This window comes from Marinibacterium profundimaris (genome assembly GCF_002210095.1).
Lineage (GTDB): Bacteria > Pseudomonadota > Alphaproteobacteria > Rhodobacterales > Rhodobacteraceae > Marinibacterium > Marinibacterium profundimaris.
In genome coordinates this window covers 1-20,813 of the sequence record NZ_AQQR01000036.1, presented here as the reverse complement: position 1 = coordinate 20,813, position 20,813 = coordinate 1, and the positions used below count along the sequence as shown (strand labels likewise).

Sequence of the window (20,813 nt, the reverse complement as noted above, 5' to 3'; positions counted from 1 at the left end):
AGGGAATCCCTTGCGATTCAGGTTTTGAGCCGGACGCTTTAGGATCGGATACGGCCGGTGCGTAGCGAGACGCTCTTGCAGCCAATCAATCCTTAAGAAAAAATGAAGGTACACAAGAACCAGTGAGTGTTAACAAGGAAGAAGCGGCTCCGGTCGCTCGACTGATCTGTAGTCGCATCAACCGGACGGTTGGCTGGGTTTATCGGTGGAACACGTCCGAGCTGTCGATCCTCTGGATCGGCGCCGCCCGCACCGCAGACCACATCGATCCACCTCTGCGCCCGGACATGCTTGCAGCTGCACAGGCCGTTACTTCGGATGAGGCAACACGCTTCCTGGAAAAGCTGTCGCGCGGGTGAACGATCTCATAATAGTCGCTCCATGTGCGATCGGCGGAATAATAGCGACAGACAAATTGACCCCCAAACAATAGTATATTATTGCAGGGTGCAGATTCGACCGTCAGCCGACTGAGTTCCTCGTCATGCGCAGTTTTCTTCGTCATTTTGCCTTCGCAACGATTGTGAGCACGGCTTCCCTCTTCGGCGCCTCGACCAATGCGTCGGCCCAGACCTACCCGATCGATTGCGCCATCCTACTCTGCCTCTCCGGCGGCTGGCCGGCATCAGAGCCCTGCTCCCGGGCGCGTGCAGAGTTCATCCGCCGGATCACGCCGTGGCCTGTCGAGCCCCCGCTGCAGATCTGGCGTTGCCCCATGGGGGCCTCCTTCAAACCTGAAGACGGTCCCGGTCGCACTCCGCGTGTCTTTGACATCCTCTTCTCCAACGCTGCTCCTCTGCCTCAGAGCCTTGCGGAATCTGACCCCGAGAAAGCTGACACCCTCTTGCCCGTCGTCCTGCGGTCGCAAGGTGTCCACCCCCTACCCCATCCTGACGGGTTCGCATTGCATCTGATCCAGGACCGCGCAGACATCGACATTAGTGGACCGGACTTCAATTTCGTCCGTTCTATCCGTGTCTACGATGTGCGTTACGCACGCCAAAACGAGTCCCGTGACAGCGATTGCAGCCGTTACGAATCCGTCCTTATCGGCACCTATGGAATCCAGGGCGATTTTTCCTGGTCTCGTTCGTCCGTCGCGGCGTTGCCCGAGGCCCATGTCGGCTTGGAACGTTGGGGCGATCATTGTCCCTCCATCTATCACCGCTCGGTCTTCGTCGACTGGCGCGACTACGAGGGCAATTACGGGTTCGAGCAGGTGAATTACTGAGCCGTTTGCCTCTGCGCCAAACCTGTACCAAAGACCGTGCATCGCAGCGCCCCATAACAATTCGTTTTTATCATTGCCCTTCGGTCCCACCGGGGCTTGATCTCGTCATACCGTCCGAGGCGACAAGCCAATCGCCTCGTCCTAAATCCGGTGATCGAGTTCCGTCGCCGCCTCGGCTGCCGCCAATAGCGTAACCGCATCGATCTGCAGAGCACGAGCGAGTACGATCAACTCAACCACGTCGACCCTACGCTCTCCGCTTTCCAGACGGGCGACGAAGGACTGGTGACATCTCAGACGCAAAGCGAGCTCCGCCTGCGTTAAACCAGCCACCTTCCGCGCCGCAATCAAAGCGTCGCGAAGTGCCTCATGTCCCGAACTCCTGATCGTTTTCGCCACGTGTCACAAACCTCTTGTGACAGGGCTAATCTACTTTATAGATTATCTAAAAAGTGGATAATGGGTATTTACTTGATGATAGAGACTCCGAATTGCTCGCCGCCGATACGGACGGTTATCACAAGACGGCGGCCCTTCGAAAAGGTCGCGGCCAATTCACTCGTCCATCAACTCCAGGAAACGCCCGTAGTCCTGGCTCACCTCCCGCGCCTCTTCGAACGCCCGGGCGCGCTCAACTTCAAGGCACCGAAAGTAGCTTTGGATGTCCTGGATGTAGAGTTCAAAGTCGCTGCGGATGAGATCGGCATAGTCCCGCGCGACTTCGGAATCGCTCGGCACGAACGGCCTGGGCGGCGGCAAACAGGACGTGGCGAAGGCTTCGCCCGCAAGGCACGCGACCATAAGTATAGCTTGTGTCATGGCCGACACGCACAACCTGAGGGCGTCTAAACCCCATATTTTCTTGATCAAATGCATGGGAACTGTCTATTCGTTAATTGAGCAAGAATCCGCTTGTCGCATCAAAAGTTTATCTTGTGCGTCAATACTATATCATCGTATGACTTGGCTTCAACACCTGAAGCCCGGTCATTCGCCCTATTGGAGAACGTGATCCGGGTGATGGACCTAGAAAAAGAAGCCCCGAATGTGGTCACCGAACCCAGATTCCGCGATCTGGTCGCCAGCGGCTATCGCGTCGAAGTTGTCTGCAAGGAAGACGCCTTCAAGAAAGGCCCCAACTGGCATGGGGTCTGGATCATGCGCGCCGTCAGCGACGACGGAATCGAGAAACTTCTGGTTACGGCCAGGACCCGGACCTCGCGCAACGACATCAAGATCCGCGAAATCAAGACCGTCACCGGGGTCATCTCCTTCCTGCAAGGAATCGGTTTCTCACACGCCGACGTGCCCTTGGAAGAGGGCAAGCGGACGGTTCACAAGCTCTCCAGCGAAGAGATGGCTGCCAGCCGGGCTTAGCCTCCTTTTCTTTTCCTCCCTGGGCTTCCCGGCATCGGCAGACATGGTCCTGGTGATGGCGGGGGACGGCTCTCTTTCGCCGTCACGCCCCCAGGAACGGTTCGCGCGCAACTACAATGACGGGGTCGGCGTTGGCTCGACCTCAGACGGGTTGCGCATCTTGGGCGAAGAAAGCCGCTCCGAGGGACGTGAAGGGGTGCGCATCGCGGCCTTGGCCCCTCGCGCGCTCACACCACGCCCGGATATCCTCGCCGCGATCGAGGAGACCGGACTGCGCTACGCGAGCCACCCTGGGCTCCGTGCAGCCGATATCACAGTCACGGACTGGCTCCACCTCTATCGCGCCAATATAGAGATCGAGAGTGCGTACAATCCGAACGCCGTCTCCCATGTCGGGGCGGTCGGTCTCGGGCAGTTGATGCCTGACACCGCCCGTGCGCTTGGCGTTGATCCCAACAACTGGCGGCAGAACCTCGATGGCTCCGCGCGCTACCTCGCCCTGATGTTGACGGAGTTCGGCGATGCTCGTCTTGCGCTGGCCGCCTACAATGCTGGGCCCGACGCCGTGCGCGAGCATTCCGGCATTCCCCCTTACCGAGAAACCCAAAACCACGTCCAGCGGGTGCTGGCCGTCTTCAACCGGCTGGAAGGAGCGTCCCCATGAAGCCATTGACGAAATCCCTGATCACCCTTGCCGCTCTCCTCATCGTTGCGGCAGAACCGGCCCTGGCCCAGAGCATCGACCTCTCACCGATTCAGAGCTTGCTTCAGGGCATCGTGGACGCGCTGACCGGACCGCTTGGAGTCGTCATCGCCACCCTCGCGGTCCTCGGCGTGTTCCTCAGCTGGTTCTTCAACATCATCGATCTGCGCCAAGCCCTCTGGGTGCTGGTGGGCATCGCGGGTGTTGCGGCCGCGCCGACCATCGTTGCCGCCGTCTTCGGGTCGTGAGAGGAGGCGAACGTGGCCGAACGATCGCCGCTCTTTCTGGGCCTCGTACGCCCGCCGAAGCTCCTCGGCCTGCCGATCATGTATGCCATGGTCTGGCTCTTCGGCTCTGTGCTGCTGTTCGTCTGGGTGCAGCACCTGGTTGTCCTGGGCATCGCGGCGGTGCTCTATCCGGTTCTCTGGAAAGCGGCTGACTGGGATCCGCGTTTCATCGACGTGATGATGACGGCGTTGCAGGAGACGCCGCCGACGCGGAACCGGTCCATCCACGGGGGCGACAGCTATGCGCCATAGTGAAGCCCTGGACGAGACCGTCGATGAACGCACCCTCATGCCAGACTGGTATGCCCGCGAGAAACGCCTCGCGCATATGCTGCCCTATGTCAGCCTGGTCGACGACCATACGGTCCGGACCCGGGTCAACGAACTCTTACAATGCGTTCGGCTGAGCGGGGTCAACAGCTACACGACGGACGATGCCTATCTCGACAAGGTGACGGCGCTCTTCGCCCGGATCATCGCGCAGCTGGGACCCGAGTTCAGCTACTACGTGCACAAGGTCTCGAAGTCGATCACCCCGGACCTGCTCCCGGTCAAGGGGGACGGCTTCGCGGCGGCGGTGGATGATGCCTGGCGCGCAAAGCTGGCCTCGGCAGGTCTCCGGGACAAGACCCTCACACTCACAATCATCCAGCGCCCACCGCCCAGAAGCTTCCTCGGCTTCGTGAACCGTTCCGCACCGGAGCGATTCAAGGAAGAGACCGCGAAACGGCTCAGACGCCTCAAGGAGGCGGTCGGGGTCTTCAACTCCGGCCTGGCGGAACTCAAGCCCCGCATCCTCACGGCGACCTCTGGCGAGTTGGTCGGGTTCCTCGGTGCGCTCAACACCGGCCGCGAACTGCCGCTCTATCCCGCAAACCGCTACGGGTTTCTGGCCTACAACGTTGCCAATACTCGCGTGACGTTTCTGGAAGATCATTTCGAGCTCTCTGACGGCGTGGTCGGCCATCGCTTCGGTAAGAGCTTCACCATCGGCGAATATGCCGAAGGTACCACCTGCACCATGTTCGACATGCTGAACCTGCCGGTCGACATGATCGTCACCCATTCCTTCACACCGATCAATTCGAACCTGATGGCGGGCCGGATCAAACGCCAGAAGCGCCAGATGCAAGCCTCGCAAGACGCCGCTCTGTCGCTCCTAGAGGCACTCGACATCGCGCATGATGATCTTGAGGCCAAACGCCAGAGCTTCGGTGAGCACCACATGGTGGTGACCGTCTTCTGCGACAGCCTCGACGAGTTGCAAACCCTCGGGGCCGAGATCGTGAACGCCGCGGCCGCCGAAGGCGTGAAGATGATCGGCGAGCGGATGGCCGCGAAATCGCATTACTTCAGCCAGCATCCGGGCAACCAGCCGAAGCGGGTGCGCGCCAGCGCCGTTACCAACCGCAACTTCGCGGATTTCGCAGCACTTCATCGCACCCAGCTCGGCAAGGAGAAACACCAGCTGCCCTGGGGCCAGGAGATCACGCTCTTCCCGACGCCGGAACAGAGCGCATATCGTTTCTCTTATCACGAACAGGGCTCGCCAGAGAAAGAACCGACCAGCGGGCATACCCTGATCCTGGGCCGTCCCGGTTCTGGTAAATCGGTCCTCTCGGCCTTTCTGATGACTCAGGCCCGGCGCGTCGGCGCCCGCATCTTCGTTTTTGACTATCGGCTCGGGATGGAGATGGCCGTCCGCGCCAATGGTGGGCGCTACGCCTCGATCAAGGCGGGACAGACGACCGGTCTCAACCCGCTCTGGACCGAAATCGATGAGCGCGGCACCGCCTGGCTCTCGGATTGGCTCGCCTCGCTCCTCTATCGCTCTGACAAGCCCCTGACCCCGGCCCAGACCAACCGCATCCAGGAGGTGGTCCGCCAGAACGCCACAGCCACCAACCCGGCCTTGCGGAACTGGAAGGACTTCGCCTCGCTCTTTGTCTCGACCGACGACAATGGCGACCTGCACCAACGGCTCCTCGAATGGACGGAGGATGGCCGCTACGGCTGGATCTTCGGCCAGAGCCTCGAGGACACCTTCTCCCTTGATGGCGATGTCGTGGGGTTTGACCTGACCGGTATTCTTGACAGCGAGAGCGAAAAGGAACGCATGGCGGTACTCTCCTATCTCTTCCGCCGGATCGAGCGAGAGATCGAGGACCGTCGCCCCACCATCATCGTGATCGACGAGGCATGGAAGGCGCTCGACAACCCATACTTTGCCGAACGGCTCTCGAACTGGCTGGTGACCGCCCGAAAACAGAACACCGTCGCGGTGATGATGACGCAATATGCGAGCCAGCTCGAACGCACGCGGACCGGCAAGACCATCGTCGAGGCGGTGCCGACGCAGATCCTGCTCCCCAACATCCGGGCCCATGCCTCGGACTACGCGATGCTGAACCTCTTCGAGAAAGAGCTCGACGTGCTCCTGAACACCGGCAGCGACAGCCGTCTCGCCCTCATCCGCGACGACAGCGGCTCCGTGGTGGTCGACGCCGACTTCTCCGCCCTCGGCCCCCTCCTCACCATCCTCGGCGGCATGGAGAAGGGCGAGGCCCTCACCGGCCCCGACTACCGCGACAGACCTGATTTCTGGAGGCTCTCATGATCCGACCCCTCATCCTCCTCGCCGCACTCGGCGTTCTCTCTTCCTGCGCCGAATATCGCGAGCCCCAGGCCAACTGCTTCGCCTTCCGCGCCTCGCTAGATCAGGTCGAGCCGGATTGCATCTTCACACCCATCGGAAACCCGGAAGACGGCGTTGAGGTCTAGGGTCGCACATATCCTCCTGGCGGCTCTCCTACCGGCGGCCGCGCTCGCCCAGGGCGTTCCCACCAACGATTCCGGGCTGACGGCCCGCGATATCGTCGAGACGGGCGACCGGGACGCCGACCTCGCCGTCCAGCGTGAGAAACTCACCGTCGAAGAGTTGCTGACCGAGATCGAACGGGAACAGCTCGCCACGCTGCGCGCCATCCTCGACGCTCAGACGAGCTTCGGAGGCCAGGGTCTTCCGGGCATGGTCGCCGATCTGGAAAGCGGCAGCGGCGCTTCGGACCGGTCCGCGGCGGCGGTCTATGGCTCCGGCGATGTCGATCCCAATCCGGGCGGCGCGGGTATGTTCGGGGATGCGGCAGAAAACATCGAGCAGCTGATCATCCGGGTCGCCCAAGAAACCCACGGGCGGCCCGGGGTCGGGCGGGCCGGTCTTTCCGTCGTGCAATGGCGCGCCCTCCTGCAGGCGCTCATCTGGCAGGAGAGCCGCTTCTCCATCGGCGCACGCTCGCCCGTGGGCGCCTTCGGCCTCACCCAGATCATGCCGGGCACCGCGAGCGATCTCGGAATCAACCCGGAATATTATGACAGCCCCTACTTGCAGGTCGAGGGTGGCGCGCGCTACCTCGCGGCCCAGCTCAACACCTTCGACGGCAACGTCGTCAACGCGCTAGCGGCCTATAACGCCGGGCCTGGCCGTGTGTTCGAATATGGCGGCGTACCGCCCTTCAAGGAGACCCAGCACTACGTCACGGTCATCCCCGAACGCTACAATCTTTACCTTGCCCGGATCGGTGGCATCGAGGCGCTCGGCACGATCGACCCCGCGCTTCTCGCCAACGCCCATCTCTCGCTCAGCGGGTTCGGGGCCGCCTTCTACGGCAGCAATTCCCCCACCGCCATCCGGCAAGCCGCCTTGCGCATCCAGGACATCGTCACCCGGATCGGCGGCACCGAGGACCTCCAGGAGAGCATGGCACTCAACACCTATGCCCGCGCCGAACTGGTCCGGCTGATGGCCGCGCGCATTCGCCTGAAAGCCGCACGGACCCAACCGCTCAGTGCCGCCCAATTGGCTCAGGCCGCGGCCCGCATTGCCGAAAACGAATTCATGGAGTTCACATTGGAGGATCTGGATTGATGCCCCGCAGAATGTTCATTTCAGCACCACTTCGCACGTTGACCCTGGCCAGCGTCTTGGCGCTTTGCTCACCTTTCGTGACCAGTGCCCCCGTCCTGGCCCAGGGCGTGCCGGTCGTGGACACCCAGAACATCGCCCAAAACATCCAGCAACTCCGGCAGATGATCGAGGACGAGATCCTGCAAAACGAGCAACTCGTGCAGCTCCGCGAACAGCTTGCAACGCTCACGGAGCAGCTCGCCGAGCTACAACGAACATATGAGGCGCTGACCCGTCTCGCTGAACTGCCCGAGATCATCCGGACACAGATGGAAGACGAACTGAACGGTCTGCTGGACCAGGAGTTCGGCGACATCATCGCCACGATTCAAGCGATCAAGACAGGGGATTTTTCCGGGCTCACCGGTTCCGGCGCCAGTGAAATCGAAACCCAGATGGATAGAGTGCTGGCCGATCTCGGTTTCGACGAGGACACGCTCTCGGAAATGGCCCGCAGTGGCAATCCCGGTGCCGAGCGCGTGGCAACGCAAGCCACGACCGGCGCGCTGGTCTCGGCCGCGGCCCAGAACAGCTACGAGGATGCCGGGCAATCGCTGGAACGTGTCGACCGGCTCGTCGGGCTCATCGACGACATGGATGAGCTCAAAGAGAGCGTCGATCTCAACACGCGAGTGACGGCCGAGCTTGCCATTGCGCTCGTCGCCATGTGGCAGCTCGAAGCGATCCAGACCGTAGGAGATGGCACCGGCGGCGTGATCGATGCCGCCACCATCGCCGAAGAACAACGCTTCATGGAGTTCACGCTCCCGGAACTGAGCGCGGATTGAGGGCTGATTGTTGGACGAAGAAACCGCCATCATCGAGGAGGAACTGGTCTACGGCGCGCTGAGACGGGAACGGCTCTGGCAGCGCCTGGGACTCTTCGGCCTTGGCTTTGGCATCCTGGGCTGCCTCAGCGCGGCCGCCGTGGCCATCCTCGATGTCGATCCGCCCCCTGTAGTGGTACCTTACGACCCCGCCACCGGCTTCGCCCTCCCCGAAGCCACCGTCGGGGCCACCACCGTCACCGAGAACCGCGCCATTATCGAGGCGGAAGTCTTCCGCTACGTGACCGACCGCGAGGTCTACAACCAGCTCGACAATGACGTGCGCATCCGCAGCGTGTTGCGCCGTTCAGACCGTGCAGCAGGGGCCTCACTGCGCCAGATCTGGAACTCGGCCAATGCCGACTATCCCCCGACCGTCTATGGACCCAACGCTCGTCTGGACGTCGAGATCCTCAGCATCAACCTGATCGGCAACAACCGGGCCACGGTGCGGCTTCGCAAGCGCCTCACCTCGATTCAGGGGGTTCAGGCGGGGCTCTTCACCGCGACGCTCCTCTTCGAGTTCCGCCCCGAGGAGAGCCGCTCCATCGACCAGGTCTGGACCAACCCGTTTGGCTTCACGGTTGTCGAATACGCGATCCGCTCGGACAGATTGGAGAACCAGTAAGTGCGCTTCCGGAACAAGAAATCAGGGAACGCCTTGCCAGCGTCCCAAAAGCGCGAGACGCGCCAGGGTATTGGCAATGCGAAACACGCCGGACACGCTCGGGCGTTCGTCGCGGCCTTTTTGCTGGTCTCTCTGTTTGCGTCCCACGCGTCAGCCGAGGCGATCCCGCGCGGGGGAGCCAACGACCACCGCGTGCGGGTCGCCTCCTATCAGGAAGGCCAGGTCTACAGGCTGAACGTTTCCCTGACCCATGTCACGACCATCGAGTTCGGGACAGGCGAGAGCATCCGCTCAATCATCGCCGGCGACACGGAAGGCTTCGAGATCGACGGTGTGCCCGGCGGGCGGGCCTTTGCGATTAAACCCGTCGCGCGCGGCGTCCACACCAACGTGACCGTCTACACCAACAGACGGAGCTATTATTTCAACGTGAACGAGGTCTCGAGCCCGACCTTCTATGTCGTGCAGTTCCGCTACCCCGAGGACAATCGCCGCCCTTCCAACGCCATCGCCCGCGCCGCACCGAACACCAATTACGGGGCCAGCGCACGGACGGAGTTCACGCCGACCCGGGTCTGGGACGACGGCACCTTCACCTATTTCGCCTTCCCAAGGAACGCACCCGTCCCGGCGATCTTCCGGTACACGAACGGGCGCGAGCGCACGGTGAACACAGGCGCGGTCGAAGACGGTGTGATCCGTGTCTCGGGCGTGGGGCGCCAATGGGTGCTGCGTCTGGGCGAGGACGTGGTCTGTATCGAGGCGACGCCGCCCGCGGAGGCCGCCTCATGAGTGACAACAACCCGGATCTCGAACAGCGCCTCGCCGCACTCGAACGGGGCAACCCGCGCCACGGACCCGCTCCGAAACGCCGCACACCGCTCCTCGCCCTCCTCCTCGCAGGACTGATCCTGGCGGGCGGCTTGGTCCTTTTGCTGTTTTCGGGCCCGGGGCAAGAGGTCGCCCTGCCGACGGCCACCCCGGACGAGTTCCAAACCGAGGGTGACGGGTTCGGAGAGATCGAACCCTTCGTGCCGCCGCCCGCCCCGGAACCCGAGATCGTTCTCGTCGAACCAGAACCCAACGCCGAACTTCTGGCGCAGATCGCCGCACTCCAGGCCCAGATCGAGGAACTGCGCGACGCGCCGGACACCGACGCCGGGGCGGACAGCGCGGCAGCGGAGGCGATCGATGCGCTGACCGCACGGATCGCCGCCCTACAGGACGCCTCCGAGAATGCTCAGGAACAATTCCAGGCCGAACTCGCCAAACGAGATCGGGAGCTGCAACAGCTGCGTATGGACCTGGACCTCGCGCGGCTGGAGGCCAACAAGCCGGCACCTGCCCCGCTCGGACCCACCGACGAAGAGTTGCGCGCCCGCGAAGAAGAGCGGCTGCGGCGCGAGGAAGAGGCACGCCGGCTGGCCGAGCTGCAACGCCGGGCCGAGGAGGAGCGTGCCTTCCAGGAACGGCGGATTTCCTCCTCCGTCATCGCCTTCGGCGGAACGGGCGGCGCCAATGCGGGCGAGACAGAACTTACCGAACGCACCTTCGGCGAGGTGACAGACTTCGTGCTGAACGGCGCGTTGCCGAGCGCCATCACACAAGCCGAAGTCATCGCAAATCCCTCGAACACGGTCATCCAGGGCACGATGATCCAGGCCGTGATGGAGACCGCACTCGACAGCTCGCTCCCCGGACAGACCCGCGCCATCATCTCCGAAGACGTCTTCAGCTATGACGGCTCACGGCTTCTGATCCCGCGCGGCTCGCGCCTTATTGGACGCTACCGCTCCGGTATCGAGATTGCGCAGAAACGGGTGACCATCGCCTGGGACCGGATCGTCCTGCCAAACGACCAGACCGTCCAGATCAGCGCCTTCGGGGGAGACGCGTTGGGCCGATCGGGTGTCACCGGTTTTGTTGATACCCGCTTTGACGAGCGGTTCGGCTCCGCCGCGCTGATCTCCATCATCTCAGCCGCCCCGAGTGTGGCCGCCGCGCAGGTCGAGGATGAGACCACCGCGGACGTACTTGAAGATGTGGGCGATGACCTGGCCGACGCCACTGACAGTGTGATCGGCGAATATCTCTCCATCGGCCCAGTCATCTATGTCGACCAGGGCGCGCGCGTCACCGTCATGGTCGACCGGGATCTGGAGATTTTCTGAGATGACGCTCTCCTACCTCCAGACCTCGCTCGACAAGCTGAAGAACGCCGCCCGCGATGACGTGATCGAGATATGCATCAACCCGGATGGCTCTTGCTGGGGTGAGTTCCAGGGGGATCACTTCATGCGGGCACTGGATCAGCGACTGTCGGTTACGGAGGTGCGCGATCTTGGCAACCAGATCGCCTCCTCAGCCAACACGACAATGAGCAAGGACAAGCCCATCGTCTCGGTCTCGATCACCTATCGCGACCGCCCCATCCGCGCCCAGGTCGTAACCCCGCCCGCCGTGCTTTCGGGCATGTCGATTTCGCTCAGGTTCTTCTCGAGCCTACCGCTGGACCAGATCGAGCTTCGTTTCCTCTATGGCGAAGAGCGCAAGCTCGAGGAACTGCGCCAGGAGAAAAACCGCGCGCTGCGCGAGGTCGTTGCCGCCGGTGACATCTACGCGGCCATCCGCTTCTGCGTGGAGAGCAAGCTCAACATGATCGTCTCCGGCGGCACCTCGACGGGCAAGACCGTCGCGGCGCGCAAGATCCTCTCCTACGTTCCCGATGAGGAACGGATCGTCACCATCGAGGAAGCCGCAGAGCTTCTCCCCGCTCAGCCGAATGCGGTTACCCTGATCGCCAACCGCGACGCTGAATTCCAGTCCGCCGACGTGCTCCTGACCGCGACGCTGCGCATGCGGCCCGACCGGATCATCCTCGGCGAGGTCCGCGGAAAGGAGGCCATGACCTTCCTCGAGGCGATCAACACCGGCCATGGCGGTTCGATGACAACCCTCCATGCCGAAACCCCGCAGCTCGCCGTCCAGCGTCTCGCCATCGCCGCGCTCAAGACCGAGATCCCGATGGCCTACCAGGACATGGTCCAATACATCGAAAGCTCGATCGATGTGATCATCCAGGCGGGCCGCGAGGACGGCCAACGCGGCATCACCGAATTCTACCTCCCAGGAACCGATCTCAGCGGAGGCATGACCCATGAAGCGGTTTGAATACCAGATCATCACCTATCCGATGGACAAGAAAACCAGCCTGATCGCGATGCAGGACGATCTGAACGCACGTGGGAAAGAAGGCTGGGAAGTCGTATCGGTCAGCTCGTCAGAGTTCGCGAATATCGGGCATACGGCGTTTCTGAAGCGCGCCATTCCCTACGAAGGCGGCACATCATGAGGGCCGCCCTAATTGCTTTTTTGATTGCAGTTCCAGGACTGCCAGCAACCGCTGAGAGCAATTTCGTCCCGTCCCTCGACAGCGAACCGGATGTCTGCACTGAACGGCCCGCAGAGCCGGACTGGATGAAAAACATCGGCGTGCGAGAGGCCTACAAACGCGTGTTGGTCCAAGACATCTATCGGGCTCAGAATCTGGAACGGATCGTCGAAGCAGGCTCCTGCGCCTGCGACATTCGCTTTCCAAGCTGGGAAGCTGCGGAAACCGTGTTTCTCGAGCGCTTCGCCGCCGCCGAACGCTGGAAGATGCTTGAGGCTTCGGACAGGTACAACCGGCGCGCCAACGCTGTGAGACCGGAAGCGATGGCAATCTGCGAAGCCGAGGGCAACTGGTAGCGAATTATGAGCGTCGTCACCTACTTCGTCGAAACCTCGCAAGGCTACCTGGATTCCGCAGCCGAGACCCAGTTTGGCGCGGTGGCAGCAACGGTGGGCACTATGCTCGTTCTCGGGACGACGCTTGTGGTCATTCTGGTCTGTGTGAACATGATCTACCAGTACCGTGCCATGGACGGGCGCACTGCTTTCTGGCTCGCGGTGAAGGTCGGCCTCATAGGGGTGTTCGCGACAAATTGGGTGCAGTTCAACGCCTTCTCTTCCGCCGTGCTGAACGGAATCGACAGCATCGCCGGATCGCTTGTCGCCTCGGTCGGCGGCGGCACGCCCGGACCGTCGGGGACCTTCGCCGAGGAATTCGACCGGCTGATCGCCGAGCTTGGCGAATACCTGAACGCTGCTGGCTCAGAACTGAACTGGATGGCTGGTGCATTGCTTGACGTTCTTGGCGTGCTACTTCTCTCGATCCTTGGCGGGCTCGCGGCGTTTATTCTCGTGGCATCCCGGCTGATGATCGCGCTCCTGATCGGGATCGCGCCGGTCATGATCTTCCTCACCCTCTTCGAGGTGACCAAGGACTATTTCGCCCGCTGGCTTTCGGCGCTGGTGTCCTTCGCGCTTTATCCGATTGTTGTCGCCGGTGTCTTCGCAACGATCACCGGTGTAAGCGCCGCGCTCATCGGCGAACTCGGCGATCCCGAGGGCGCTTCCAATATCGGGGCGCTCATCCCCTTCTTCATGATGGTACTCATGGCCAAAGGGTTCATCATTGCCACGCCGTTCATTGTCCGATCCATCTCGGGGAACATCATGATGCCAGCACTCTCGGCAGGCCTTGGTGGAGCCTACGGGTTCGGTCGGGCGCTTGGGGGCAGCCAACAAGCTTACAATCGGTATCTGATTGGTGGGGCAAGTGGTGCAGAATACGCAGCACTTCGTGCGCGGCAGTTCTTCGGGGTGCAGACAATGCCGCAGAGGCCGGGTGTTAGCCAAACCGTTCCGACGAACCCTGACACTGGTTCGAGCAGCACAGGTGCGCGAATGCTGGCACAGTTGGCCCGCCTAAGCAGGCTGGGCCGAAGGTAGCATTGACCGTCAAAGGCTTCACCAGCGGGAACATGTTCTCTGCGAGCCCATACCTTTGCCTTCAGCAGAGCTCACGGCAAACTGCCTGAACGGATTTACCTTGGCACCATCTTGCCATGTCCGGGTGAAGTGGAACGGCATCCGCGCCGGTGTTGCTGTCTGGGACGTCTATCCTGTATCCCCTTCTTACATCAAAGCATTTGACGGCAAGCTTCCTTTGGGAAATTGCCGGTAACGGGCAGTAAATTGCCGCGATGTTCTCGTTGAATTTTTAACTTGTCACTTGACAATTTAAGAGGGTGGAGTATCTAAGGTGCCAAGGAAGAAGCACACATCAAAGGAAATCGAGGCCGTCATCCAAGAGCTCGAAGAGCTGGGATGGGACCTTATTGAGGGAAAAGGGCACGCGTGGGGGATCCTCCGATGCCCGGCCAACGATAAGGATTGCCGCTGTGGCGAGTTTTGTCAGATGTCTGTCTGGTCGACCCCGAAGAATTCACAGCAGTTCGCGAAAAGGATCCGACAGAAGGCTCTGGCATGCGTAAAGCTTCAGAAGAACGACGAAGGTAAATCCGATGGCTGAAGAATTCGAATTCGAACTGGTCTTTGCGCTCCCCGACGGGGAGCACGATGCGTTTGCGCTCTCCGACGCCATCTATGAGGCGGGTTTTGAAGATGCGCTCGTGGGTACCGGTCACGCCGGTCTGCTGGGTGTAGAACTGGAACTTGAAGGGGATGAGGCCGAGAGCGCGATCCTTGAAGCGGCGCGGGCGCTGATCAAGGCGTTGCCGCACGGCACAGTCCTGCGCGAGGTCCGTCCCGACCTGGTGTCTCTCGCGGATGTCGCCGAGAAGCTCGAGGTGAAGCGACAGGCGCTCCAGCAGCGCAAGATGCCCCTCCCAGTTGCGGGTGGCCTCTACCGCATCGATGAAATGATCGAGGTTCTGATGGAGGCCTCAAACCCGGCAAAGGGGCAGCGTCGTCCGCGTTTTAACCTGGCTTCCGCCGCGAAGTGGTTTCGTGCGGGCCCCGCGGCCCGCAGGGTGAACGCTCAGTTGACGATGCGTGAGATCGACCCTGCGACGATTGAGCGAGCCCCTCGACCAGAGCGCGACGATCCTGGTTTTCTTCACCCGTGACAATGGTCGACTCAAGGGCGTGGCCACAAGACGCCATCGCAACATTCTTTCGTGTCGCCCGCATGGCGGCTTAGCCAAGCCCGAATTTCTCGCCCGCCTCGCCGACATGTGGTTCCGAGCCGGACATCTCCGCCTCCAACCGCTCGAGATCACTCACGGCGTCCTGTACCCGGACGACATCGTCTTCTGTCGCAGCCACCACCTCCAGATCTGCTTGCCTCCCGAACTCCATCTCCAACTGCCGCTGATCGTCCGCAAGAACAGCGGCGCGACCGCGCCGAGGCGCTTGAGCCGAACCGGGATCAATGGGTGAGTTTCCACCGGGTTCCGTGATCCCCATCCTGGCCTCAAAATCGCGTTCCGTCAGACCTGACCCACGCGGAGCCGAAGGCATCGCCCGGACACTCAGAGGCAATTCCCCCATCGGAGGAACTGGGCCTTTAGGAAACGGCAGATCCCCCTCCTGCGCCGCGAGGATGCCTTTGAAAAACGGATCCTCGTAGTAAACAACCCGCTTCGCCCGGACCGGCATCTGCGCGTCCACGACCACCACAATCTCATCAAGCGGCAGACGTCGCGCCTCATCTTCCGGCAGGAGTGCGACCTCTTCTGTCCGCTCGGACTGGCTGCGTCCTTCGAACGGGTTCTTCCCGACCGCGCGGGAACGTGTGACCACGGTCTTCGTGGTCTTGCCGACGGCCTTGCTCAACTCCTCGACGGTCTTTTCGTCCGAGGGCGTCAGGTAGAGCTTGATCCCGGCATTGCCCTGCAAGGCGCGCCGCGTGTTCTCGCCGTAGATCTCGTCGATGGCCGGGATGGTCTGGGTGACCACCGCGAGATGCCCGCGATAGGCGCGCAGCACTTCGATGCTCTCGGCCACGATCGGCATATTTCCGAGCCGATTGAACTCGTCGAGCATGATCATGACCGGCCAGGGCTCGTCCGGACCCGGCTCCTTGTCCTGAAGCGCCGACAGCAGGTCCGAGAAGAAGAGCCGGATCAGCGGCGCCAGCGGTTTCACCATGAGGGGTTGGACGACGAGATAGACGCTGAAGGGCTTCTTGCGGATCGTCCGGAAGTCAAAATCTGAGGTCGCCGTCGCGTCATCTATCGCCGGGTTCTGCCACTGGTCCAAGCCGGACGTCATCAGGAGCGAGACATAGGAGGTCAGCGTGTCGTTGTTGGTCGAGGCCAGCCGCGTGAATATCAGCCGCGCCGCGGCGTTCTGGACCTCGTGGGCGCGCGCGAGATATTCCTTCTGCTTCTGCCCGCCCGAAGCGGCGATGCGGTAGATCTCCCCGAGCGTCGGTCGGCGGCGCTGGAACGCGAGTAGCCCGGCCGCGACGAAGAGATCGATCCCGCCCTTCAAAAGACCTTGCACCCGGTCGTTGTCGTTCTGCAGGAAGAGCGTGGCCAGGAGCTGCAGCTCCATCTGCTGGCGGGCCGGGTCTTTGAGCTCATAGATGCGCAAGAGTGGATTGTAGCGATGCGTGCGCCTGTCCTCCCAATCCGTGGGCGCGAAGCGGAACACCGCGTCACCCTGTGCCGCCCGGTGGCGGGCCGAGGCCTCGAAGCATTCGCCTTTCACGTCGAGCACGACCGCCGAGCCCTGCCAGCTCAGAAGGTTCGGAATGACGAAGCCGGTGGTCTTGCCGCGCCCGGTCGGCGCCACGATGAGCGCGTGCGGGAAGGTCCGGGAGCAGAGGAACGGTGCTCGGGAGTTGGGCTTGCCCAGCTTGCCGATGACAAAGCCGGTGCCGGGCGCGCCGAAGAAGCCATTCCGCTTCATCTCCCTCCGGGTCTGCCAATGGGTATAGCCGAAGCGAGTGAGGGCCGAGCCCGACATCGCCAGGCTCATCATGAGGCCCGCCACCCCGGCCCCGCCCATGATCAGGTTGATCAGGCGAAAATCATCGGGGCGGGCGGCCCCGATGGCGCGGTAGTTCTGGGCGATATAGAAGAAGTCGATCTCGGCCCGGAAACCCAGATCCCGGAACGTCACGACGGCCGAGGCGATGACATAGCCGATCGCGATAGCGACCAGTGTGACCAGCGCGACGCCGAGGGCGAGGCGGCCCTTCCCCACCCCTCCCATCAGTGCGTCTCCCCGCGCTCGGTCTCGCCGTCGACAAGATCGGCGCGGTGGAGCTCGAACTCGCGGTCGGCGATCTCCTCGACGACGACACGGGTCGCCTCGCTGTTGGCGGTGGCCGCGTCCGACTGGAGATAAGTCTTGGCGGCGTAGAGCCGGTCGAGACGGTCTTCGATCTGGGACTTCAGCACGTCGACATCCCCGTCCCGGAGCCGCTCGATCTGCGCCGCGTCGAGCTCGCGCTCGACGGCGTCGCGGTAGGTCAGTCGCTGACCGTCATCCTGGAACGGCGACTGCAGATTGCCGGCCCGTTCATGGTCGACGACCCGCCGGATGTCCGGATCGGCGATCGGTGCCCCCTCGACAGCGTCCCCCTCGCGCGCGTCCGAAAGCCGCCCGTCGCGCAGGTCGAGCGCCACCTCCCGCAACTCGTTGTCGCGGCGGACCTGGTTGAGGGCCTCGGTGTCGCGCAGATCGGTGACGGAAGCATAGGTCGCGCCAAGCCCGCGGGCGAGATGCGACGGCATATCGGGATAGCGCGCGCGGAACTCGTCCGTGACGGCATCCGCAACGGGGGTCCGCGCGTCGCGACCTTCCATGATGCGGTCAACCTCGCGGGTGATCTCGCGGGCCCGGGCCTCGTCGGTGATGCGCTCCCGGTAGGGCTCGGACCGGTCGATCACGTCGCCCGGGCGCGCGAGCAGTTCGGGATGCGCATCGAGGTAGCTGCGTTGCTCTTCTTCGATACGCCGCTCCGCGCGGGAGACGATCTCCCACTCCCGCGCCTCGATCTGGTCTTCGGTCAGACCTTCCGAACGCATGTCCTGGCGGATCGTGCGCTCCATGTCCTCAGTGGCGTCCCGATGATAATGGACTTTCTCCGTCACAGTGCGATCTTCCACGACACCGTCTTCGCGCAGGACCCCTGCCCGCTCCAGCGCGACACCGAGCTGGACATGGGCCCGATTGAGGGTCTCGCGCGCCGTCTCCAGATCCGCGCGGCGCTCGAGGTTGAGACCGTCCCTCTCCGCCACCCGCGCCAGATCGTCAGCGATCCATTGCCGCTCGAGCGCCGCGTTCTGCGCGCCCGTCTCCATCCGCGCGACGACGACGGACGAACTGATCCCGGTCCCGCGCAGCGCGGTGTCGACCTGCGCCCGCACCTCGGGGTCGCGCAACCGGTCGAGCCGCGCCGCATCGATGTTGGTCTCGGAATAGACCCCGCCCTCCGAGGGCTTCTCGGTCAGTGTCACGGAGCGCAGCCCCAAGGGCTGCATATGCGCGAGCCGCGACTGGATCTCGTTGAGGCTGCGCTCGAGCCTCGGCCGTTCGGTCTCCGGCTTCGCATCAATCATGCCCTGGACGCGCGCGACCTGATCGGCATAACGGGTCCGCAGATCCTCGAACGATTGCTCCTCTGCCATGTAGATGCCTCCTTCCAAATTCAGCTTGCCGCCCTTGGTCAGAAGCTCTCCGGACCGGAACAGCGCATCGGCGATGTCCTCGCGGTTGTCCGCAGAGGCCTCGGCGGCAAGCGAGTGATAGATGATCCGTGTATTGGCGATCTCTTCGAGGGCGCGATCAAGATCGGCCCCGACCCGTGGCCGCGGTTCCGCGGCCCGCCCCTCAACCTTGGCCGCATAGACCTCGCGGGGGCGCGGCGGGTAGTGCACGACACCTCGGTCGAGCCGCCGCGTGGCCTCCAGACGCACGCCGAATTTCTCGGCTTCCTCGACCATGGCGAGGCGGAAATCGTCGTAGTTGAACCGGTGATCCCGGCCCAGGAAGAAGAACTCTCCCTCCTGCGATCGGCGATTCAAAACTATATGCGCGTGGGGGTGGTCCCGGTCCTCATGGACAGCGATGATATAGTCGAAATGCCCCTCTTCGGACTGAAAGAACCGCTCCGCCACATTGGCGGTGATGTCGCGCACATCCTCGCCCCGGGTCCCGATCGGATAGGACATGAGCATATGCGTCGTCTGTCCGAGCTTGGGCTTGAATCCCGCGCTCCAGCGCTTGACGAAGCGGTCGGTGAGGTCCTTGATCTCCGAACCCTCAAGCCTCGTCTTCCCGTCCAGGAACCCGCTGCTGTCCACGATATGCGAGGACTTGGTGGTGAGGTAATCGAGCTGGTTCATGAGCTGGGATTTGGTATGCGTGCCCCCGCCCCGGATCGCCTTGAAGACCGCCGCACGATGCCCCGCCGCCGCCCGCACGAGCTGCCTCTGCCGGGACGCCTGCAGCCCCTGCATCGAGCCCCGGATGCGGCTCCAACCATCCCGAAAGATCTCTCCGGTGACGTCATGGACGGCATCATTCAGCCGCATGGGCAAACTCCCTCAGCGCGGCGGTCGCGGATAGCTGCATCGCATCCCGACGACGGCGCAGCAGCAGATCGATCTCGTCAGCGGAATCAAGAATGAACCGCGCCAGTCCACGCATCTGCGCGAGGCGCAATTCGGACAACTCCGCGTTCGCTGCGGAGCCTTCCCCCTGCCCCGCCCGGCTGGCCTTCATCATCTGCTTGGCGATCTGAACGACGCCGTTGCCGACCTCGTGCAGGGAGGCCCGGTAACGCGCCATCTCAGCCGCCAGCTGCGCATCCGGAACGAAGGTTCCCCCCGCCGCCTGGATCAACCGCCGGACCCCCTCCGTGCGGGTCTCGATCCCCGCCGCGGCCAGCACCTCATCGAGCGCACTAAGCTCTTCGGGGGTCAGTTTCACGGTCACGGCGGCGGTCGCCACGGCCGCATCCCGCTGGCGTTCTTCGTCCGCCTTCAACGTGTATTGGATGGCCCGCGGCGTGACCCCGAACCGCTCCGCGAGCACGGAAGTCCCCACACCTTCTCCGGCCTCACGGATAATCTCCGCTCGCTCCGTCTGTGTCAGTCTCCTGGTCCGGCTCATACGAAGAAAGCCACCCTATTTCCTGCCACCTTCATTCAAGGTCGCTTTCATCATACGAAACTATATGTCACGGTCAATGCAATATTATTGTAGATTGCCCCCAGGCGACCTTGAATTCCGCTTCGAGCCGAGCACCGCAGGTGCGAGGCCCGGCCCGAAGGGCCCAGAAAACCCAACCATCTCCAACCGCACCTCGGCCGCCCGTTGTCATGCCCGCGCCCGAGGGTCTGGCCGAACACGGACCCGTGTTCGGACGGAAGCGAGGGGCGGCGCATCTCTTCACCGACGGGGCTGACGGACAGGGTCAAGGGCGGCCAGATTTGGCCCGCCAAATCTCTGCCGGAAAAACCGGCGGGCTTCAGCCCGACTGTTATTCCGGATGGCCCCCTTGAGGCTGGCCGGCAGACCTGTTCCAGGCGATCTCTGAAATCCCCCGTCAGGACCGTGCACGGTCCTGACACCTTATCGGGGACACCGGCCGAAGGCAGGGGTCCCCGGTCTTGGCGCAGCCTTCCCTGAGACAGGGAAAGGGCCGCTTCTAGGGCGGCCCATCCTCCTGGGAGGATTACTCCTGCGGCTCCTTGGAGCTCGGCGGGAACATCACCAACTCCTGGACCGCGACGGGGAAGTCGAGCTTGAGGCTGAAGAACTCCGAGCCGTCCCCGTTGCGGGTGTTGCGGAACATCGCGCCGACGCGCTGGAACCGGGTGCGCTCCTGACCTTCGTTGTCGGTGAACTTGACGGGAACGGTGGCGACGTAGTGGTTGGTCATTTGGGTCTCTCCTATGATGGTTGTCCAGCAGGACATTGATTTTCTTTGAT

24 protein-coding genes are annotated in these 20,813 nt (G+C 62.6%); 18 read left to right on the top strand and 6 right to left on the bottom strand.

What is annotated here, in order from left to right; all coding sequences use genetic code 11:
• Window positions 1-122: 122 nt before the first annotated feature.
• Window positions 123-359, top strand: a complete 237-nt coding sequence (locus ATO3_RS28695; protein ID WP_143747403.1) for a hypothetical protein — start codon at window positions 123-125, stop codon at window positions 357-359.
• Between the two features lie 125 nt (window positions 360-484).
• Entirely contained in the window at window positions 485-1,231 is a 747-nt protein-coding gene (locus ATO3_RS27555; RefSeq protein ID WP_189658333.1) for a hypothetical protein, read from the top strand.
• Between the two features lie 141 nt (window positions 1,232-1,372).
• On the opposite strand, the gene ATO3_RS27550 is transcribed toward ATO3_RS27555, so the two are convergent.
• Window positions 1,373-1,630, bottom strand: coding sequence for a helix-turn-helix domain-containing protein (locus tag ATO3_RS27550; protein WP_028093936.1), 258 nt, complete (start codon window positions 1,628-1,630; stop codon window positions 1,373-1,375).
• Window positions 1,631-1,786: 156 nt separating this feature from the next.
• Window positions 1,787-2,107, bottom strand: coding sequence for a hypothetical protein (locus tag ATO3_RS27545; RefSeq protein WP_233152354.1), 321 nt, complete (start codon window positions 2,105-2,107; stop codon window positions 1,787-1,789).
• Window positions 2,108-2,251: 144 nt separating this feature from the next.
• Between ATO3_RS27545 and ATO3_RS27540 the strand changes: the two genes are divergently transcribed.
• The 16 genes from ATO3_RS27540 to ATO3_RS27465 all read left to right on the top strand — a co-directional run bounded on the left by ATO3_RS27540 (window position 2,252) and on the right by ATO3_RS27465 (window position 14,989).
• Complete coding sequence (locus ATO3_RS27540; protein ID WP_028093938.1) at window positions 2,252-2,608, top strand: hypothetical protein; 357 nt, start codon at window positions 2,252-2,254, stop codon at window positions 2,606-2,608.
• Window positions 2,609-2,651: 43 nt separating this feature from the next.
• A complete protein-coding gene (locus tag ATO3_RS27535) occupies window positions 2,652-3,272 on the top strand; it encodes a lytic transglycosylase domain-containing protein (protein WP_088652953.1) in 621 nt (206 codons plus the stop codon).
• Window positions 3,269-3,559, top strand: a complete 291-nt coding sequence (locus tag ATO3_RS27530) for a TrbC/VirB2 family protein (RefSeq protein WP_009803468.1) — start codon at window positions 3,269-3,271, stop codon at window positions 3,557-3,559. The genes ATO3_RS27535 and ATO3_RS27530 overlap by 4 nt, the downstream gene beginning before the upstream one ends.
• A gap of 12 nt (window positions 3,560-3,571) precedes the next feature.
• The gene (locus tag ATO3_RS27525; protein WP_088652952.1) at window positions 3,572-3,850 is read left to right on the top strand and encodes a type IV secretion system protein VirB3; all 279 of its coding nucleotides are present in this window, start codon (window positions 3,572-3,574) and stop codon (window positions 3,848-3,850) included.
• Window positions 3,840-6,215 (top strand): VirB4 family type IV secretion/conjugal transfer ATPase, encoded by a 2,376-nt coding sequence (locus ATO3_RS27520; protein ID WP_088652951.1) that lies wholly within the window; start codon window positions 3,840-3,842, stop codon window positions 6,213-6,215. Before ATO3_RS27525 ends, ATO3_RS27520 begins: the two co-directional genes overlap by 11 nt.
• Window positions 6,212-6,379: a hypothetical protein gene (locus tag ATO3_RS29075; RefSeq protein ID WP_169726939.1), complete on the top strand. Its 168-nt coding sequence runs from the start codon at window positions 6,212-6,214 to the stop codon at window positions 6,377-6,379. The genes ATO3_RS27520 and ATO3_RS29075 overlap by 4 nt, the downstream gene beginning before the upstream one ends.
• A gap of 10 nt (window positions 6,380-6,389) precedes the next feature.
• Window positions 6,390-7,523 carry a lytic transglycosylase domain-containing protein gene (locus tag ATO3_RS27515; protein WP_408630835.1) on the top strand — a complete coding sequence of 378 codons (1,134 nt, stop codon included), beginning with the start codon at window positions 6,390-6,392 and terminating at the stop codon, window positions 7,521-7,523.
• Complete coding sequence (locus ATO3_RS27510) at window positions 7,523-8,350, top strand: type IV secretion system protein (RefSeq protein ID WP_233152353.1); 828 nt, start codon at window positions 7,523-7,525, stop codon at window positions 8,348-8,350. Before ATO3_RS27515 ends, ATO3_RS27510 begins: the two co-directional genes overlap by 1 nt.
• 10 nt (window positions 8,351-8,360) lie before the next feature.
• Window positions 8,361-9,017 carry a virB8 family protein gene (locus tag ATO3_RS27505; protein ID WP_088652949.1) on the top strand — a complete coding sequence of 219 codons (657 nt, stop codon included), beginning with the start codon at window positions 8,361-8,363 and terminating at the stop codon, window positions 9,015-9,017.
• A gap of 120 nt (window positions 9,018-9,137) precedes the next feature.
• Window positions 9,138-9,809 (top strand): TrbG/VirB9 family P-type conjugative transfer protein, encoded by a 672-nt coding sequence (locus ATO3_RS27500; RefSeq protein WP_088652948.1) that lies wholly within the window; start codon window positions 9,138-9,140, stop codon window positions 9,807-9,809.
• Window positions 9,806-11,188 carry a TrbI/VirB10 family protein gene (locus tag ATO3_RS27495; RefSeq protein WP_088652947.1) on the top strand — a complete coding sequence of 461 codons (1,383 nt, stop codon included), beginning with the start codon at window positions 9,806-9,808 and terminating at the stop codon, window positions 11,186-11,188. The genes ATO3_RS27500 and ATO3_RS27495 overlap by 4 nt, the downstream gene beginning before the upstream one ends.
• 1 nt (window position 11,189) lies before the next feature.
• Window positions 11,190-12,188, top strand: coding sequence for an ATPase, T2SS/T4P/T4SS family (locus ATO3_RS27490; RefSeq protein ID WP_088652946.1), 999 nt, complete (start codon window positions 11,190-11,192; stop codon window positions 12,186-12,188).
• Window positions 12,175-12,369, top strand: a complete 195-nt coding sequence (locus tag ATO3_RS27485; RefSeq protein WP_088652945.1) for a DUF4177 domain-containing protein — start codon at window positions 12,175-12,177, stop codon at window positions 12,367-12,369. The genes ATO3_RS27490 and ATO3_RS27485 overlap by 14 nt, the downstream gene beginning before the upstream one ends.
• The gene (locus ATO3_RS27480) at window positions 12,366-12,764 is read left to right on the top strand and encodes a hypothetical protein (protein ID WP_088652944.1); all 399 of its coding nucleotides are present in this window, start codon (window positions 12,366-12,368) and stop codon (window positions 12,762-12,764) included. The genes ATO3_RS27485 and ATO3_RS27480 overlap by 4 nt, the downstream gene beginning before the upstream one ends.
• 6 nt (window positions 12,765-12,770) lie before the next feature.
• Window positions 12,771-13,850 carry a type IV secretion system protein gene (locus ATO3_RS27475; protein WP_088652943.1) on the top strand — a complete coding sequence of 360 codons (1,080 nt, stop codon included), beginning with the start codon at window positions 12,771-12,773 and terminating at the stop codon, window positions 13,848-13,850.
• 575 nt (window positions 13,851-14,425) lie between these two features.
• On the top strand, window positions 14,426-14,989 hold the full coding sequence (locus tag ATO3_RS27465; protein WP_088652941.1) for a hypothetical protein: 564 nt from the start codon (window positions 14,426-14,428) through the stop codon (window positions 14,987-14,989).
• 70 nt (window positions 14,990-15,059) lie between these two features.
• Here ATO3_RS27465 and ATO3_RS27460 read toward each other — a convergent pair whose 3' ends face one another.
• From ATO3_RS27460 to ATO3_RS27445, 4 genes are all read right to left on the bottom strand, one after another.
• Entirely contained in the window at window positions 15,060-17,075 is a 2,016-nt protein-coding gene (locus ATO3_RS27460; RefSeq protein ID WP_088652954.1) for a type IV secretory system conjugative DNA transfer family protein, read from the bottom strand.
• Between the two features lie 8 nt (window positions 17,076-17,083).
• Window positions 17,084-19,411, bottom strand: coding sequence for a relaxase/mobilization nuclease domain-containing protein (locus ATO3_RS27455; protein WP_088652940.1), 2,328 nt, complete (start codon window positions 19,409-19,411; stop codon window positions 17,084-17,086).
• A complete protein-coding gene (locus tag ATO3_RS27450; RefSeq protein WP_088652939.1) occupies window positions 19,398-19,991 on the bottom strand; it encodes a transposase in 594 nt (197 codons plus the stop codon). Before ATO3_RS27450 ends, ATO3_RS27455 begins: the two co-directional genes overlap by 14 nt.
• 565 nt (window positions 19,992-20,556) lie before the next feature.
• Window positions 20,557-20,763, bottom strand: coding sequence for a hypothetical protein (locus ATO3_RS27445; RefSeq protein ID WP_028093953.1), 207 nt, complete (start codon window positions 20,761-20,763; stop codon window positions 20,557-20,559).
• Between the last annotated feature and the right edge of the window lie 50 nt (window positions 20,764-20,813).